Raw genomic sequence first — 16,956 nt, 5'->3', positions numbered from 1 at the left:
CGCCACGAAGGGAGAAAGCGGCACAATGACCACCATCACCAATCTCGACAACCTGAAGGCGGAAGCGGAAGCGAACGCCGAAGCGCTGAGGAGCAACCGCTATCCGGGCCGCGGCATCATCATCGGCATGACGCCGGACGGCACCCGGCTGGTGCAAGTGTATTGGATCATGGGGCGGAGCGAGAACAGCCGCAACCGGATCTTCGTCCTCGAGGAAGACGGCAGCGTCCGCACCGAGGCGCGCGATCCGGCGAAGCTGACCGACCCTTCGCTCATCATTTACTACCCGGTAAGGCAATCCGGCGGTGCCCACATCGTGACGAACGGCGACCAGACCGACACGATTGCGGACGCCATCGCAAGCGGCGGCACGTTCGAAGACGCGCTCCGCACGCGCACGTTCGAGCCGGACGCGCCGAACTTCACGCCGCGCATTTCCGGCATCGTCCAGCCGGGCGACAAATCCGCCGCCTACAAGCTGGCGATTCTGAAGTCAAACCGCGGCAGCGAGGCGCTCGCGCAGCGGCATTTCTTCACGTACGAGCAGCCGCTCGCGGGCTTCGGCCATCTCATCCACACGTATCAGGGCGACGGCAATCCGCTGCCGTCCTTCGAAGGCGAGCCGAAGCTCGTGCCGCTGTTCGACGACGCCAATCAAACCCTTGACTACTACTGGCAGCGGCTCGACGAAGAGAACCGCATCTCGCTGCTCGTGAAGACGATTCCGATTGACGGCGGCGAAGCGGTGATCACGATCCGGAACAAGGCATAAGGAGGCTCACGCGGTGAACATTCTGGTCATCGGCGGCGGCGGGCGCGAGCACGCCATCGTCTGGTCGCTGGCGGGGAGCAGCAAGGTGTCGAAGCTCTACTGCGCGCCGGGCAACGCGGGCATCGCCAAAATCGCCGAATGCGTGTCGATTGGCGTCATGGATTTCGACAAGCTCGTCCAATTCGCGAAGGAGCGGGCGATCGACCTCGTCGTCGTCGGCCCGGACGACCCGCTGGCGGCGGGCATCGTCGACGCGTTCGAGGCTGCGGGCATCCCGGCGTTCGGTCCGAACAAGGCGGCGGCGGAGATCGAGGGCAGCAAGATTTTCATGAAAAGCCTGCTGCGAAAATACAACATCCCGACCGCACGGTACGAGACGTTCGACGATTACGAGACGGCGCTGGCGTATCTGCGGCAGCAGCAGCCGCCGATCGTCGTGAAGGCGGACGGCCTCGCCGCCGGCAAAGGCGTCACGGTCGCGCGCACGATGGAAGAAGCGGAAGCGGCCTTGCGCGGCATGATGATCGACAAGGTATTCGGCGCATCCGGCACGAAGGTGGTCATCGAGGAGTTCCTCGAGGGGCAGGAGATGTCGATCCTGTCGTTCGTCGACGGGTTGGCGGTGCGGCCGATGGTGCCGGCGCAGGACCACAAGCCGGTGTTCGACGGCGACAAGGGGCCGAACACGGGCGGCATGGGCACGTACACGCCGCTGCCGCATATCGATCCGGCCATCATGGACGAAGCGGTCGAACGCATCATCAAACCGACGGCGGCTGCGATGGTGAAGGAAGGTCGGCCGTTCCGCGGGGTGCTTTTTGCCGGGCTGATGGTGACGAAGGACGGACCGAAGGTGATCGAGTTCAACGCCCGGATGGGCGACCCCGAGACGCAGGTCGTGCTGCCGCGGCTCAAGACCGACCTGCTGGACATCATCCTCGCGGCGATGGACGGAAAACTCGATCAGATCGCGATCGAGTGGAGCGACGAGGCGGCTGTCTGCGTCATTCTGGCATCGGAAGGGTACCCGAGCTCCTACCCGAAAGGGCGGCCGATCGAAGGCATCGACCGGGCGGAAGCGGCCGGCGCGCTTGTCTTCCACGCGGGAACGGCGCTTCAGGACGGCGGCATTGTGACGTCCGGCGGCCGGGTGCTCGGCGTCGTCGGCCGGGGCCGGGACATCGAAGAAGCGCGGAACCGGGCGTATGAAGCATGCAGTCTGATCCGGTTTGAGGGCATGCACTATCGGAAAGACATTGCGGCGAAAGCGCTGGGTGCGATGAAAGGCTGAACGGTCAAGGCGGGAAGCGGATGCTCAAGGCTTCCCGCTTTTTTACGTTTTGCGGGTGCGGTTTTGCGGTGAGGTTGTTTGCAGCGGCGCGGGAATGGCAGCCAGATGATTGTGCAGCGTTTCCACCATTTGCTGGCGGCCGTCCGGAGAGGTATCCTGCCAGATCAGCTCAAAAAGCACGCCGAGACCCGGCAGCGTCCGTTCATCCGCCCCGACCGAGCTGTCGATGATGTCGAGCAGATCTTCGGACGATTTGTCATGCACCCGCTGGATGATCGCCTGACGCAGATTGAGCGTGTTCACGCGTAATCCCCCCGAGAGCGAGAAGTTCCCCATTACTATGCCCGGCGCGGGGCCTGTTCATCCTCACGCCGCCCATGCGCTGTGCTATAATGGGACATATTGCTTAGGTGTGACAACTGCCGGAAGGAAGGAGCTTATTTCGATATGGCCAAGGCGGCGAAAAAACAGTTCGCGGTCATCGGCATGGGCCGTTTCGGCACCAGCGTCGCCCAGTCGCTTGCGCGGCTCGGCTACGAGGTGCTCGCGATTGACGTCAGCGGCGCGCGCATCCAGGACGTGGTGAACAAGGTCACCCACGCGGTGGCGGCCGACTCGACCGACGAGGAGGCGCTGCGTGCGCTCGGCCTCCGCAATTTCGATGTCGTCGTCGTCGCGATCGGACAGGACATCCAGGCGAGCATCCTGACAACGATCATTCTGAAGGAGCTCGGCGTCCCGTACATCATCGCGAAGGCGCAGAATGAGCTGCACGGCAAGGTGCTGAGCAAGATCGGCGCGGACAAGGTGATTTTCCCCGAGCGGGACATGGGGCAGCGCGTCGCCCACAACCTGATTTTGCCGAACCTGCTCGATTTCATCGAGTTGTCGGACGATTACAGCATTGTGGAGCTGGAGGCCCCTCCGGTCATGGTCGGCAAAAATCTGAAGCAGCTCGACATCCGCGCCCGGTTCCGATGCAACGTCATGGCGATCAAGACCGGGGGACGGATGAACATTGCGCCGAACGCGGAAGATTCGATCCGCGAGGGCGACATCCTCGTCATCGTCGGGAAGAACGGCGATCTGGCGCGGCTCGAGCGGCACTATGCGGACAACGGGAAGTGAGAGGAGCGGCATGGCGGACATCAACCTGATCCCGATCACGTCGGCGCAGAATCCGAAGGTGAAAGCATGGGCGTCCCTCCTCGAGAAAAAACACCGCGACCGCACCGGCACGTTTCTTATCGAAGGCGTCCATCTGCTGCAGGAGGCGCTCAAGGCGGAGGGGCTCGTCTCGATCGAGGCGATCGCCGTCGACGACGAACGCGGCTGGCCGGAGGAACTGGCGGGCGCGCGCCTGCCGGAGCGGACGCCGGTTTACGCGCTCCCGGCGTCCGTCATGGCGAAGTGCACCGGCACGGACACGCCGCCGCCGGTGTTCGCCGTCGTCACGAAGCCGCGATATGGACATGACGCGCTGCTTAGGGAAGGCGGCTTCGTCGTCGCCCTCGACGGCGTGCGCGACCCGGGCAACGCGGGCACGCTGATCCGCGCCGCCGACGCGGTCGGCGCCGACGCCGTCGTGCTCGGCCGCGGGTCGGTCGATCCGTACAATCCGAAGACGGTCCGCTCGACGATGGGCTCGTTGTTCCATCTGCCGGTGGTGGAAGGCGATCTGGCCGAGCTGCTGCCGGAAGCGAAGCGGCGCGGCGCCCGGCTCGTCGGCGCCAGCCTCGACGCGCGCCAGTCGTGCTACGCGTTCGACTGGCGGCCCGCCTGCTGGCTCCTGCTCGGCAACGAGTCGAACGGGCTCTCCCCGGCCGTCTCCGCGCTCGTGGACGCGCATGTGCTCATCCCGATACGCGGGCAGGCGGAGTCGCTCAACGTGGCGATGGCGGGGGCGGTGCTGATGTACGAGGCGATGCGGCAGCGGTATTTTGATCCCGAACGGCGGTCATGATCTCTGACGGCTGTAAGCGGCGGATTCCAATCGGATGCTGGCGGCCGTAACGAAACTCAGCAACGTTATTTCGGCGAAATGCGATCATGGCGAATACTAACGAAACAGAGACACGTTATGATATGGATTTCCGTCCGAAACGCCGCCCCGAACGTGTTAGAGATTGCGGGCAGGCTGTTTTTTTGGGCATATAACGTTTCTCCGTTTCGTTACGGTCTGCTGCCTTCCGCATCGGCATGCGGGAGTGATGTCGGGCCCATCCGTCGGCTGCTTGTTAGGCTTGACATGCAACTAATAAGTTGCATATAATGCGGGTATGATAAAGGACAACAGGGACGCCGTCTTCAAAGCGCTGGGCGATCCGACCCGGCGGATCATCCTGGATGAGCTGGCCGAGCGAAGCGAAATGACGCTGTTCGAGCTGACGACGCGGCTCATCATGAAGCACAATCTGTCCATCACGCGGCAGGGCATCGCGAAGCATCTCGCCGTGCTGGAGGAAGCGGGGCTCGTGCAATCCGTCCGAAGAGGAAAGTATCGCATGATCCGGTTCAACCGGGAGCCGCTCAGGGACCTGCTCAAGGGCTGGCTCGACTGACGCGGTATTTTGGACATGGAGGAATTGGGATGAAGATCGTGGTGACCAGCATTTTCGTCGAGGATCAGGAGCGGGCCCTGGAGTTCTACACCGGGAAACTCGGCTTCGTCAAGAAGCATGACGTCCCGATGGGCAAGCACCGGTGGATCACGCTGGTGTCGCCCGAGCAGCCGGACGGCGTCGAGCTGCTGCTGGAACCGAACGAGCATCCCGCAGCAAAGTCGTATCAGAAGAAGATCTTCGCCGACGGCATTCCGGCGACGATGTTCGGGGTGGATGACATCCAAGCGGAGTATCAGCGGCTGGTCGAAGCGGGCTTGACGTTTACGATGGCGCCGACGACCATGGGCAATGTGACGGTGGCCGTCTTCGACGACACCTGCGGCAACCTGATTCAGATGGTCCAGAACAATTGAAGCACAAAAGAACGGGATGATGCGTTGAACGAGTCCGTTCATCATCCTGTTTCTGGATAAGCCGAAACAACCGGAAAATGAAGGCCGTCTCGCGGGGAGACGGCCTTTCATCGTGGCCGTTATTTCGATTCGCCGTTCAGGTACCGGTAGAACGCCGCGTTGACCCAGAACGTGTAGGTCGAGTACGTGATGTCCGGATCGTCGGTGCTGTAAGCCTCGGCGATGTCATCGGCCTGGTCAATGAGCGAGAACGACTCCAGGTAGTACCGCCCGTCGGACAGCTTGTTGTTGGCAATCAGCCTGTAGTCGCCCGCCGGTCGGACATTCGAATAGTACAGCGGCTGCCACCACGAGCCGTAAATCAATCCCGGCTGATCGTCTTCGTTCTTCTTCGCGTACGCCAGGATGATGGCGTCGAACCGGTCGCGGTCCGCGGTATTGCGGAATTCGAAGATCAGTTCGTATTCCTTGGCGTATTCGATGTAGTTGCCGTTGTCGATCTGCCGGACTTCGTAGTACTCGGATTCGCCGGGATCGCCCCATTCTTTCAGGTAGACGAAGGCGGACGTGCGCGGCTCGTACTGCACCTTGGCGTCGATGCCTTCGCTGCGCAGCAGGGCGATGAGCTGCAGCGCGTGCCGGATGTCGGAATGGGCATACGTAATCGTCAGCTCGTCGATGAAGTTGCTCTCGTACCGCGAGTCGCGGATCGTGTAGCCGGTGACGAGGTTCTCCTCGAGCGCCCGGTCGCCGATGGCTTGAAGTTCCGGAGCCTTGACGATGACGCTCGCCTGATATGCGTTCAGCAGTTCGTTCAGGATGTTGTCGTCGCTCACCCAGCCGATGTACCGTTTGTACGCGCCGCGGCTCTCGAGCGTCTTGCCCAGCAGGACGGCGGCATACTCGGCGGTCGCCGTTCCGCGCTCGCGGATCAGGTCGTAATGGTCCGCCGGCACGAGGCCGGTGTCGATGGCGGCGGCGAGTTCCTGCGCGCCCTGCAGCCCCAGCAGCGCGGCGCTCAGGTTGAACGGCGCCAGCGTCCGATCCGCCTTGTCCGCGGGGTAGGTGTAGGCCAGTTCCTTCAGGCCGGCCGCCTTGACCGCGATCTGCGCGGCGTTGATCGCCGTCAGCGGCGCCTGCGGGTTCACCGTGCCGCCGGAGATGATGCCTTCCCTGTACAGCGCGGCGGCCGCCGCATAGTAGACGCTGGAAGCCGGAACGTCGTCGAAGACGGCGTCATCGGCGGCTGCGGCAGCTTCGGCTCCGTCGGCGGTTTCGGCGTCTTCGCCGGTCTCCAGCCGGAGCGCTGCGGCCGTCGCGGCGATGAAGTCGCCTTTCGTGGGGGCGTCGCCGAATGCGATGCCGAACTTGTCTTTCAGGAACAGCGCATAGTCTGCGGCGGTTTCCTGTGCCAGGCCCTGAGCGGCTGTGGAGACGGCGGTGCTGCCGGACCCGGAGACGGCGGACACGCCGCCGGCGGCGGAAACGGCCGGGACGGACAGCAGCAGGACGGCGGCCAGCGAAGCGGGCAGCAGCCTGCGGACCAGTTGGTGAAGTCGGATGGACATGGCGGTACCTCCTCGGGTTGATTCGGATGACAAATCCTAGTAAAATAGTATGTAAAATCGGGTTAATCCTAGCAGAGGATTGGAACGGCTGTCAAGACGGAATAAAGGCAATCGTTGCGCTTATTTCCGGGCTGAGTGCGACTGAGGCGGGAAATCGTGCCGGAATCGACGACATTTTTCGACAATATCGCGCTTTTCCATTGACAAAGCCTGAGCCAGTCCCTAGGATTAAACTGACAAACATTTTGAAATGGAGAGAACCTGTCGTGAAAAGAGCGTCCTTACTGGTGCTGCTTGCCGTGCTGGTCGTCTCGCTTCTCGCGGCCTGCGGCGGCGGAAATAGCGGAAATAACGGAAACAGCGAAGGAAACAATGGAAGCAATGCGCAGAACGCCAATGCAGGTGCGGGCGCGGACAACGCCGGAGGTGACACGGAAGGTCCGAAGAAACGCGTCGCGCTCGTGCTGCCGGAGAAGATCGGCGTCAACGCGTTCTTTACCCAAATGGTGGACGGGCTGAATCAAGCCGCCGAAGAGTTCGGCGTCGAGGTCAAGACGATCGAATCGACGGACCCGGCCGCATTCGAGCAAAATCTGCGCGCCGCCGTCGCCGACAATTACGACCTGATCATTACGAGCAGCTTCACCGCGGTCGATGCGCTGACGGTAGTGGCCGCCGAAAATCCGGACAAGCCGTTCGCCATCATCGACCAGGCGTTTGACGCGCCGAATGTCCGCAGCATCGAGTTCCGCGAGCACGAAGCCGCTTACCTGCTTGGTGCTGCCGCCGGTCTTGTCACGAAGACCAACACGGTCGGCGCGGTCGTGGCCATGGACATCCCGCTGCTCAGCAAATATACGAGCGGTTTCGAGCAAGGGCTCAAACATACGAATCCGGACGCGAAATTCCTGGTCAACTATGTCGGCAACTTCACCGATCCGGCGAAGGCGAAGGAACTGGCGCTGCTGCAATATGAGCAAGGCGCAGACTTCATCGCCGGCATGTCGGCCGTCAGCGACAACGGGGTCTTCGAAGCGGCGAAAGAGAAGGGCTTCCTGACTTCCGGCCAGGACGTCGACCGCACGGTCGAAGATCCGGAGCACATCATTCTGTCCCAACTGAAAGAAACCGATACGGTCGTCTACGAGACGGTGAAGGACTTCGCACAAGGCAACTTCACGTTCGGCACGGTCAACTACGGCCTTAAGGAGAACGGCGTCGGCCTGACGTTCGTCACGGCGGAGTCGCCGTCGCCGCTCAGCGACGCGCTCGGCCAGGAGAACGTCGAGACGCTGAAGAAGATCCGCGACGACATCGTTTCGGGCGCGATTACGGTCATCAATCCCCTCGAACAGCAGTAAAGCATCTGACGATACGGTGTTTCATACGCTAGCAGCCGGCTGCCGGGACGCAGCCGGCTGCTGTACGTGTTATTGAGGAACATACCGCATGACGGAAGGGGAAGCGGCATGCTGCTGCAGATGGAGAAGATCACCAAGATATACGGCGACGTCACGGCCAACGCGGGCGTTGACTTTACGCTCGAAGCCGGCGAAGTGCATGCGCTTGTCGGCGAGAACGGCGCGGGCAAGACGACGCTGATGCGCATTCTCTACGGCGAGGAGACGCCGACATCCGGCACGATCCGGCTCCGCGGACAGGAGCAGTCGTTCCGCTCGCCGGAGGACGCGATCCGCGCGGGGATCGGGATGGTGCACCAGCACTTCATGCTGTTTCCCTCGTTCACCGTGGCGGAGAACATCGTCATCGGCCGGGAACCGGCCTCCGGCATGCTGTTCGACCGGAAGAAGGCGGCCGAAGAGGTGGCCCGGCTGTCCGCCGAATACGGCATGCCCGTCGATCCGCATCGCCGGGTCGCCGATTGTCCGGTCGGAATCCAGCAGCGGGTCGAAATTTTGAAGGTGCTGTACCAGGGCGCGGACATCATCATTCTGGACGAGCCGTCGGCCGTGCTGACGCCGCTGGAAGTGAAGGAGCTGCTCGCGGCGATCCGCGAGCTGGCGCGCAAGGGCAAAAGCTTCATCCTGATCACGCACAAACTGCAGGAAGTGATGGATGCCGCCGACCGCATCACCGTGCTGCGCGACGGCCGCGTCACCGCGACGGTGCGCGCCGCCGACACGAACGTCGAGGAGCTGTCCCGCCTGATGGTCGGGCGCGAGCTCGTCCCGTTCGACAAGCGGCCGGCCAAGCCGGGCGAACCGGTGCTCGAGGTGGAAGGCCTCACGATCCGCGCCGGCCGCGGCAAGACGAAGCCGCTCGTCGATAACGTGTCGTTCAGTGTCCGGGCGGGCGAAATTGTCGGTGTGGCAGGCATTTCCGGCAACGGCCAGTCCGAACTGATCCAGGCGATCGCCGGCCTGCGGCGCATTGACGCCGGAGCGGTCAAGCTGTGCGGGCGCGACATCTCCGGCGCCGATGTCCGGGAAATCCGCCGGCAGGGGCTCGCCCATATTCCCGAAGACCGCTATCAGTGGGGGTGCGCGAAGGAGGAGTGCATCGCCGACAACGCGGCGATGGGCCATACGGCGCGCGCCGGTCGATCCGGTATCCTGCTGCGCGGCCGCATACGCAAGCTGGCCGAGTCCTGGATCGCCGGTTTCAAGATCAAGGCGGGATCGCCGGATGTGAAGGCGGGGCAGCTGTCGGGCGGCAATCTGCAGAAACTGATCGCGGCGCGCGAGCTGGCGCACGGCTCGCCGCTGGTCATCGCCGCCGAACCGACGCGCGGCGTCGACATCGGCGCCATGGAGATCATCCACGGCGAGTTGATGAAGCGGCGTGACGAAGGCAGCGGCATTCTGCTCGTATCCTCCGAACTGACGGAAATTTTGAAGCTTTCCGACCGGATCATCGTCCTGTTCGAAGGGCGGATCGCCGGCGAGCTTGCGGCCGAAGAAGCGACGGAAGAGGGAATCAGCATGCTGATGGCGGGGGTGACGGCCGATGCGGCTCATGCAGCTCATCACACGTAGTCTGCGCGAATGGATTCATCCGCTTGCGGCCCTGCTGCTCGGCCTCGCCGCCGGAGCCGTCGCGATTCTGGCCGTCGGCGGCTCGGTGGCCGAGACGTACGCGGAGATGTGGAAGGGCGCGTTCGGCAGCTTCTACTACGCGATGAACACGCTGGCGCGGGCAACCCCGATCATGCTGATCGGCCTCGGCGTGGCGCTCGCCTTCCGCGCCGGGTTCTTCAACCTCGGCGCCGAAGGCCAGCTTCTGCTCGGCGCCCTGGCCGCCGCGGTCACCGCGCTCTATCTGCCGGCACCGCCGGAAATGCGCATGATCGCCGCGCTTGCCGCAGGCATCGTTGCCGGCGGCGCCTGGTCGCTGTTTGCCGGCTGGCTCGATCTCCGGTTCCGCATGAATCTGCTCATTACGACGCTGCTGCTGAACTATATCGCGGTGTATCTGGCCAGCTATTTCGTCAGCTTCCCGCTGAAGGATACGTCGGGCAGCGCCGCGATCAACCAGACGAACATGGTGGACAGGGCGGTATGGCTGCCGAAGCTGTTCAAGGGCATGAGCGTGCACGCGGGCTTCATCATCGCGGCGGCGGCGGCCGTGGTGCTGTTCCTGTTCCTCCGCCATACGATCGCCGGCTATCATCTCCGGATGCACGGCAGCAATCCGCTGTTCGCCATATACGGCGGCGTCCGCCGCGGCCGGCTGATGATGGCCGCCATGCTGGCCAGCGGCGGCTTCGCCGGACTCGCCGGCGCCGTCGAGGTGCTCGGCACGCAATACCGCTACATCGACAACGCGCTGACCGCCCCCGGCTATGCCTGGTCGGGCATCATGGCGGCATTGCTCGCCGGATCGCATCCGCTCGGGACGGCGGCGGCGGCCATCCTGCTGGCGGCGCTGCAGACGGGCGGCATGGGCGTGGAGCGGAACACCGAGGTGCCGCTCGAGATTGCCAGCGTCATCCAGGCGGCGATCATTCTGTTCATCTCCGCCCGGTTCACGTACGCGTTCTTCAAACGCAGGAAAGCGAGGTCTTCCGATGGACCAGCTGTTTGATTTCTCGCTGTTCAACTCCATGCTGCGGATGATCGCCCCGATCCTGCTGGCCGCGCTCGGCGGCGCGATCTGCGCCCGCGTGGGCATTTTCAACGTCGGTCTCGAAGGGCTCATGCTGACGGGCGCGTTCACGGCCATCGTCGGCAATCATCTGTTCCACAATGTGTGGCTGGCCGTCCTGTTCGCCGCCGTCTGCGCGGGGCTCATGTCCCTGATCCTCGCCTATCTGACGATCAGCCTGAACGCGAACATGATCGTCGTCGGCGTGGCGCTCAACTTCCTGGCGACGGGGCTGACCACGTATTGTTTGTTCGCCATTTTCCATGTCAAAGGGTCATACTATGACCCGAATATGACCGGTCTGCCGAAATGGAACATCCCGCAGATCTCCGGCGACTCGTTCCTCGGCATCCTGACCGGCCACTCGCCGCTCGTCTACCTCGCCTTCGTGCTGGCGTTCGCGCTGCAATTTTTCTTCTTCCGCACGGTGCGGGGATTCCGGATGCTGGCCGCGGGCGAACATCCGGCGGCAGCGCGGAGCCTGGGGATCAAGATCGACCGCATCCGGTACGCCGCGGTGCTCGCCAGCGGCGTGCTGTGCGGACTGGCCGGCGCGCAGCTGTCGCTCGGGCAGGTGACGCAGTTCACCGAGAACATGACGGCCGGCCGCGGCTTCATCGCCCTCGTCGCCGTCATGCTCGGGCAGAACAATCCGCTGGGCGTCACGCTGTCGAGCCTGCTGTTCGGGCTCATGGAAGCGATCAGCATCCGCCTGCAAGGCTTCTCGCTGCCGACGCAGTTCACGATGATGGTGCCGTATATCGTGACGCTCGCCGCCATGTTTTTCTTCAAGGACCGCGCCTATCTGCAGCAGTCCGGCCGGATCGAGGGACGCTAGGCAAACATTCGAATTTCGAAAAAGAGGAGGCGCATCGGATGGAAAAAATGGACAAGGCGGAACGGCTGAAACGCGCTCCCGCGCCGAAAGCCCGGATCAGCCCGGAACTCGCGCACCGGCTGCCGCCGGGGCAGACGCTGACGGACCGGTTCCCCATCCTGCATGAAGGCGACGTGCCGGATTACGGGGACGGATCGGAATGGTCGCTGCGCGTGTTCGGCCTGGTGGACGGGGAGCGGACGTTCAGCCTGGACGATCTGAAGGCGATGCCGCGCGCGACCGTCGTCTGCGACATTCATTGCGTCACGCGTTGGTCGAAATTCGACACCGCATGGGAAGGCGTGCGGTTCCGCGATTTTCTGGCGGCGGCGGGCATCCGCGTCCGGCCGGAGGCGCGCCATGTCATGATCCATGCCGATCAGGACTACGAGACGAATGTGCCCCTCGAAGACCTGATGCGGGATGACGTGCTCCTCGCCTGGGGCTACGACGGCAAGCCGCTCACTCCGAAGCACGGCTGGCCGCTCCGTCTGATCGTGCCGCATCTCTACTTCTGGAAGAGCGCCAAATGGGTGCGGGGCATCGAGTTCATGAAAGAGGACCGGCCGGGCTACTGGGAGCAGCGAGGCTTCCACAATTACGCCGATCCGTTCCGGGAGCAGCGGTTCTCGGACGAGTCTTTTGAGATGCCGGAAGACGAATGGATGCACAAGGATTACGACTGACGGACAAATACGACTGCATGATCCAGAGGCCGCGGACAGCGCGCCATGACCGTTGGGAGGTACCGTATAGATGAAACTGCCGATTCTGCGCGTAGAACCGGCCGACATTCCGGATTACGCGCTTGTCTGCGGAGACCCGTTCCGCGCCGAGAAAATTGCGGGCAAACTGGAGGACGCGCGGGAGCTTGCCTTCGCCCGGGAATACCGGACGTTCGTCGGCAAGTATAACGGCGCCCGGCTTGCCGTCGTCAGCCACGGCGTCGGCTCGCCCGGCGCCGCCGTCTGCTTCGAGGAACTGGCGAGGGCCGGCGTGCGGACGGTGATCCGCGTCGGCACGGCCGGGTCGCTGACGCCGGAGTATCCGGCGGGCAGCCTGATCGTCAGCACCGCGGCGGTGCGCGAAGAAGGGCTGACGAAGCAGCTCGTGCCGCCCGGATTTCCGGCGGTCGCCGACAGCGCCGTGACGGAGGCGCTGTACCGAGAGGCGGTCGCGCTCGGCGGCGGCCCCGTCGGCAAAGGGATCACGGCGACGTTCGACGCGTTCTTCACGGGCGTCGTCGACCTGCCTCATGACGCGTACGCGAAGGCGGGCGTGCTCGCCGTGGAGATGGAGATCGCCGCGCTCTACGTGATTGCTTCGCTGCGCGGCATGCGCGCCGGCGCGATCGTCGCGCTGGACGGCGACGCGGACACCGTCGACGAAGCGTACGACCCGCACCGCAATATCGTCGCGGAGGCGGTGGAACGCGAGATCGAGGCCGCGCTCCGGGCGATTGCGTCGCTCGCCGCGGCGGACGCCGCCGCCGAATAGCGTTGGCCTTGCATTGCCTGCCCCGGCCGGGGCGGGCTTTTTTGTCGAATTTCATGGTAATATTGAAGGAGCGAAAGGCGCCAACAACCGGAGGAGAGGAAAACCGTTGAGAGAACTGCTGCATCCCGTCAAAGTCGTCCGCGCGGCCGGGCTGGCGGACGGCACGTCGCTGCTCGTGCTGCTCGGCATCGCGATGCCGCTGAAATACGCGGCCGGCATGCCGATGGCGGTCACGATCGTCGGCACGATCCACGGCTACATCGTCATCTTCTATCTCCTGGCGATTCTGTATGCGCAATTGCGCCTGCAATGGAACGTGCTGTGGTCGCTGCTGTGCCTGGCGGCCGCGTTCGTGCCGTTCGGCAATTTCGTGCTGGACCGCGCGATCAGGCGCCGCCGGCATCAGTTCGAGATCCGGCCGATTCCGGTCAAATGGCTCGTCTATGCGGTGGTGTTCTTCGCGTTTCTCGATCTTTTCACCCAATTGCCGGTCATGAGCACCTATGCGTCGTCGCTCGGCGCCGGCGCGGCCGTCGCGGGGCTCGCCGTCGGCATGTACTCGATGACGAATCTGTTCGGCAATCTCGCCTCCGGCATCTGGACGGACCGCCGCGGCGCGTACCCGGTGGTGACCGCGGGGCTTGCCCTGACCTCCGGCGTGCTGCTCCTGTACAGTCTCGTGGCAAGCCCGGCGGCACTGGTGGCGGTGCGCTTCCTTCACGGATTCGTGAGCGGTCTGATCGTTCCCGCGGCTTTCACGTTCCTCGCGAACGTGACGGAGAAGGATCGGCAGGGCAGCCAGAGCGCGGTGTCGGGGACATTCGTCGGCATTGCGGCGATCGCCGGCCCCGCGTACAGCGGCATCATGGCGAGCCGGACGTCGGTCCCGTTCGTGTTCGCCACGGTCGCGGTGCTCGGGCTGGGGCTGCTCCTGCTGACGGTGATTTTTCTCCGGAAGCAAGACGCGCGGAGCAAGGAAGAGCGCCGGGCCGGAGGAAGGCTGGTCTGGAGACGGGAATTGCTGCAGTCTTTCGCGGGGGCTTTTTTCCTCATGTTCTCGCAGGGGGCGCTGGCTTATCTGCTGCCGCTGCACGTCCAGGCACTCGGCTTTGACTCGCGGATCAGCGGCACGCTGCTCAGCATGTTCGGGCTGATCGCCGTCGCGGTGTTCATCGTGCAGGCGCGCGTGGGCTTCAGGCGGCTGCCGCCCGCCATGCGGTTTACGGCGGGCCTTGCCATGATGGCTGTCAGCCAGCTCCTGCTCGGGCACAGCACAAGCATGGCCGTTCTTGTCGCGGTGATGACCTTGTACGGCCTCGGGTTCGCGCTGCTGTTCCCGGCGATGAACACGCTGCTCATCCACGGCACGACGGAAACGAACCGCGGCCAAGCCTACGGCTGGTTCTACGCGCTGTTCTCGGCGGGCACGGTGGCCGGTTCGTCCGGCATCGGACTCGTGCCGCTGCCGGCCCAAGGACAGTTCATCGTGACGGGCTGCGTCATGCTCGCCTGCGTTGCGGCCGTGCTGCTGACCGCGCCGAGAGCGAAGATTTTGGCTGGATCGGATCAAGGAAATTAAGGGAATACTAACGGCGATGACCGCAGCGGAAAGCGCGGGGGGTTGCCGTGAGCCATTATTTGCATATCACTGTGGATCTGCTGTTCGGGTTCGCAGGACTGTTTGTTTTCAATCAGGTGCTCGGCAAGGCGCATTTTTCCAAGCTGACGCCGTTCGAATTCGTCGCCATACTGGTGCTCGGAGATCTGGTCGGCAACGCGGTCTACCAGCCGGATGTGACGGCGGCGCAGATTGTGTACGGCATCCTGATCTGGGGGCTGATCATTTACGCCATCGGGCGGTTGACCTTGAAGTCGAAAAAGATGCGCACGCTGTTCGAAGGCGAGCCGTCCATCGTCATCCGGCGCGGGCATCTGCAATACGACGTCATGCGCCGCAACATGCTGGATCTCGACCAGCTGCTCAGCATGCTGCGGCAGCAGGGGTATTTCTCGCTGCGCGAGATCGAGTACGCCGTCCTCGAGACGAACGGCATGATCAGCGTGCTGCCGAAGCGGCCGTACGGACCGCCGACGCGCGCGGATCTCGGCCTGCACGGCGTGGGCGGACGGGTGCCGATTACGCTGATCCTCGACGGCCGGCTGCAGTCGGACAACCTGGGGAAGGCGTCCTTGTCCGAACCGTGGCTGAAGCAGCAGTTGGCAGATCGGGGCATCACTTCGTATGAGGGCGTCCTGTACGCGGACTGGGACCCCGAAGAAGGACTGTTCGTTATGCCGCATCAATGAGAAACGGCAGCCGAACTGACGCCGTGTTGTCTCGAGCGTCGGTTCAGGCTGCCGTTTTCTGATGGCTCAGGATTTCAGCACGTCGTGGTCGACGTACCGTTCGCCGTTCAGCTTGCTGATGACGTTGATCGCGACTTTCGCGCCGTCGCCGGCGGTGATGATCGTATGGACGCTGACGCCCGCCACCGTGCCGGCGGCCCAGATGCCGTCGATGTTCGTCCGGCCGTCCGCGTCGACGTCAATGACCGTCTTGATGCGCGGCTCGGTGCCGTCTTTCAGCTTCAGGCCGATCTTCTCGGCGAGGTCCGTCAGCAGGCCGGTTGCGATGATGACTTGTCCGGCTTCGAAAGACTCGCCGCCTTCCGTCTCAATGCGGAACTTGTCTCCGTCCTTCACGATGTTCGTGACCGTCGCCTGCTTCACTTCCGCGCCGAATTTTGCCGCCTGCTTCTTGCCGGTCTCGACCAGATCGGGCCCCGTAATCTCCGGAACGCCGTAATGGTTCTCGATCCAGGCCCGCTTCGTGATGCTCTTGTCATTGTCGAGCAGCAGCGTCTTCTTGCCCGCTTTGGCCGTGAACAGCGCGGCGCTTGCGCCCGCCGGTCCGGCGCCGATAATGGCGATGTCAAACATCTCCACCCACTCCTTCGCCCATGAAATCAATGCGAATACAGCTTGAAGTCACAGGAACATTTTATACAAAAATGTTTCTAAAATCAAAAGAAAGCCGGGAACGGGGCGTGAGGAGCAGCGGAGAAGGCGCGCGGGGAGTCGGTGGCATGCGGGGGGCGGAGACTCGCGGGGAAGCGGAGGCCCGCAGGCGGGGGATATTGGTGTGCACCCCGGCGGATCGGCGGCGGTCAATAACGGCATGGCAATTCGGCTTTTCGGCGTAGAATAACGGCATTTTGTGCCGTTATTGCTGTACGCCCGGCATGGGCGTCATCTCTACGGTGAAAGTCCGGAATGGGGGCTGGCGAGCGCCTACCATTAGCCGAGGGCAAGGGTGTCGGTCGCGAGGCCGAATCTGAAGGAAGCCGGAGGCAAACGCACGGGCCAAGGTACACGAACTGGATTCGAGGCAGGGTTAGTCGGATGAGTTGCCAGCACACAACGAAATCCAAAGCCGCCAAAGGCTAATCCTGTAAACTCCAGTGGTCGCGGGCAGACAGATGACGCTCTTATCCGGGGAGGCCTGCGGAATACGCGAAGTCACTTCGTAACCGCAGCCGGGAGGCTGCGCTGAATCCGCAGGAGTCAGCAGAGGCTATAGTACGCGAGTACGGGACGTAAGGAAAGCGGAAGGGCCGAACCGAAAGGAGAGAGGAAACCGATGCGTTCGCGCGACGGGCGCAGACAGCAGAATACCTCGCAAGAGGGCTGCCAGCGGGAAGTAGCGGTGAAGCCGCAAGGGACCGTTGGAGCGCCGAGTCCGTTGCCGGCACAAATCGCCCCTTCCTCTCGCAAAGCACAGGACGACCTGCTGGAGAAGATGCTGGAAAGGGAGAACCTCTTGAAGGCTTACAGGAGAGTGGTGCAGAACGGAGGAGCCCCCGGTGTGGA

The 16,956-nt window shown here is 63.3% G+C and carries 17 protein-coding genes and 1 pseudogene; 15 read left to right on the top strand and 3 right to left on the bottom strand.

The genetic code is table 11. The features are described from left to right. The first annotated feature begins 25 nt into the window (after positions 1-25). Together C6W55_RS16935 and purD are read left to right on the top strand one after the other, a co-directional pair. Positions 26-772, top strand: a complete 747-nt coding sequence (locus tag C6W55_RS16935) for an IMP cyclohydrolase (protein WP_213483787.1) — start codon at positions 26-28, stop codon at positions 770-772. A 13-nt stretch (positions 773-785) separates the two neighbouring features. After that, the gene (purD, locus tag C6W55_RS16930) at positions 786-2,063 is read left to right on the top strand and encodes a phosphoribosylamine--glycine ligase (protein ID WP_286893981.1); all 1,278 of its coding nucleotides are present in this window, start codon (positions 786-788) and stop codon (positions 2,061-2,063) included. A 42-nt stretch (positions 2,064-2,105) separates the two neighbouring features. On the opposite strand, the gene C6W55_RS16925 is transcribed toward purD, so the two are convergent. Beyond that, on the bottom strand, positions 2,106-2,366 hold the full coding sequence (locus C6W55_RS16925) for a small acid-soluble spore protein SspI (protein ID WP_015255885.1): 261 nt from the start codon (positions 2,364-2,366) through the stop codon (positions 2,106-2,108). 144 nt (positions 2,367-2,510) lie between these two features. On the opposite strand from C6W55_RS16925, the gene C6W55_RS16920 reads away from it, so the two are divergent. The 4 genes from C6W55_RS16920 (at position 2,511) to C6W55_RS16905 (ending at position 5,040) form a co-directional block, all read left to right on the top strand. Beyond that, complete coding sequence (locus C6W55_RS16920) at positions 2,511-3,191, top strand: potassium channel family protein (protein WP_015255884.1); 681 nt, start codon at positions 2,511-2,513, stop codon at positions 3,189-3,191. A gap of 10 nt (positions 3,192-3,201) precedes the next feature. Beyond that, positions 3,202-4,026 (top strand): TrmH family RNA methyltransferase, encoded by an 825-nt coding sequence (locus C6W55_RS16915; protein ID WP_286893978.1) that lies wholly within the window; start codon positions 3,202-3,204, stop codon positions 4,024-4,026. A gap of 319 nt (positions 4,027-4,345) precedes the next feature. After that, positions 4,346-4,624, top strand: coding sequence for an ArsR/SmtB family transcription factor (locus C6W55_RS16910; RefSeq protein ID WP_213483842.1), 279 nt, complete (start codon positions 4,346-4,348; stop codon positions 4,622-4,624). A gap of 29 nt (positions 4,625-4,653) precedes the next feature. Continuing rightward, positions 4,654-5,040, top strand: coding sequence for a VOC family protein (locus C6W55_RS16905; RefSeq protein WP_286893977.1), 387 nt, complete (start codon positions 4,654-4,656; stop codon positions 5,038-5,040). A gap of 119 nt (positions 5,041-5,159) precedes the next feature. Here C6W55_RS16905 and C6W55_RS16900 read toward each other — a convergent pair whose 3' ends face one another. Further along, entirely contained in the window at positions 5,160-6,608 is a 1,449-nt protein-coding gene (locus C6W55_RS16900) for an S-layer homology domain-containing protein (protein ID WP_286893976.1), read from the bottom strand. Positions 6,609-6,874: 266 nt separating this feature from the next. Here C6W55_RS16900 and C6W55_RS16895 point away from each other — a divergent pair, with 266 nt between their 5' ends. The 8 genes from C6W55_RS16895 to C6W55_RS16860 all read left to right on the top strand — a co-directional run bounded on the left by C6W55_RS16895 (position 6,875) and on the right by C6W55_RS16860 (position 15,393). Further along, positions 6,875-7,969, top strand: coding sequence for a BMP family lipoprotein (locus tag C6W55_RS16895; protein ID WP_286893975.1), 1,095 nt, complete (start codon positions 6,875-6,877; stop codon positions 7,967-7,969). A 108-nt stretch (positions 7,970-8,077) separates the two neighbouring features. After that, positions 8,078-9,604 (top strand): ABC transporter ATP-binding protein, encoded by a 1,527-nt coding sequence (locus C6W55_RS16890; protein WP_213483793.1) that lies wholly within the window; start codon positions 8,078-8,080, stop codon positions 9,602-9,604. Then, positions 9,585-10,652, top strand: a complete 1,068-nt coding sequence (locus tag C6W55_RS16885) for an ABC transporter permease (RefSeq protein ID WP_041854535.1) — start codon at positions 9,585-9,587, stop codon at positions 10,650-10,652. Before C6W55_RS16890 ends, C6W55_RS16885 begins: the two co-directional genes overlap by 20 nt. Then, entirely contained in the window at positions 10,636-11,550 is a 915-nt protein-coding gene (locus tag C6W55_RS16880) for an ABC transporter permease (RefSeq protein WP_286893974.1), read from the top strand. The genes C6W55_RS16885 and C6W55_RS16880 overlap by 17 nt, the downstream gene beginning before the upstream one ends. 47 nt (positions 11,551-11,597) lie before the next feature. Beyond that, positions 11,598-12,275, top strand: a complete 678-nt coding sequence (locus tag C6W55_RS16875; protein ID WP_408646081.1) for a sulfite oxidase-like oxidoreductase — start codon at positions 11,598-11,600, stop codon at positions 12,273-12,275. 70 nt (positions 12,276-12,345) lie between these two features. Beyond that, a complete protein-coding gene (locus C6W55_RS16870; RefSeq protein ID WP_213483796.1) occupies positions 12,346-13,086 on the top strand; it encodes a nucleoside phosphorylase in 741 nt (246 codons plus the stop codon). Positions 13,087-13,192: 106 nt separating this feature from the next. Beyond that, a complete protein-coding gene (locus C6W55_RS16865) occupies positions 13,193-14,665 on the top strand; it encodes an MFS transporter (RefSeq protein WP_286893973.1) in 1,473 nt (490 codons plus the stop codon). 47 nt (positions 14,666-14,712) lie between these two features. Next, a complete protein-coding gene (locus C6W55_RS16860; RefSeq protein ID WP_015255871.1) occupies positions 14,713-15,393 on the top strand; it encodes a DUF421 domain-containing protein in 681 nt (226 codons plus the stop codon). 66 nt (positions 15,394-15,459) lie between these two features. Here the strand turns inward: C6W55_RS16860 and C6W55_RS16855 are convergent, their stop codons facing one another. Continuing rightward, the gene (locus C6W55_RS16855; RefSeq protein WP_015255870.1) at positions 15,460-16,026 is read right to left on the bottom strand and encodes an NAD(P)/FAD-dependent oxidoreductase; all 567 of its coding nucleotides are present in this window, start codon (positions 16,024-16,026) and stop codon (positions 15,460-15,462) included. Positions 16,027-16,726: 700 nt separating this feature from the next. Between C6W55_RS16855 and C6W55_RS16850 the strand changes: the two are divergent. After that, positions 16,727-16,956, top strand: a pseudogene (locus tag C6W55_RS16850) (group II intron reverse transcriptase/maturase); the annotation flags it as partial.

The sequence above is a fragment of the Thermobacillus sp. genome (assembly GCF_003390775.1).
GTDB classification, from domain to species: Bacteria; Bacillota; Bacilli; order Paenibacillales; family Paenibacillaceae; genus Thermobacillus; species Thermobacillus xylanilyticus.
The sequence above is the reverse complement of the archived record's forward strand: the minus strand, read 5'-3'. Positions and strand labels throughout refer to the sequence as shown.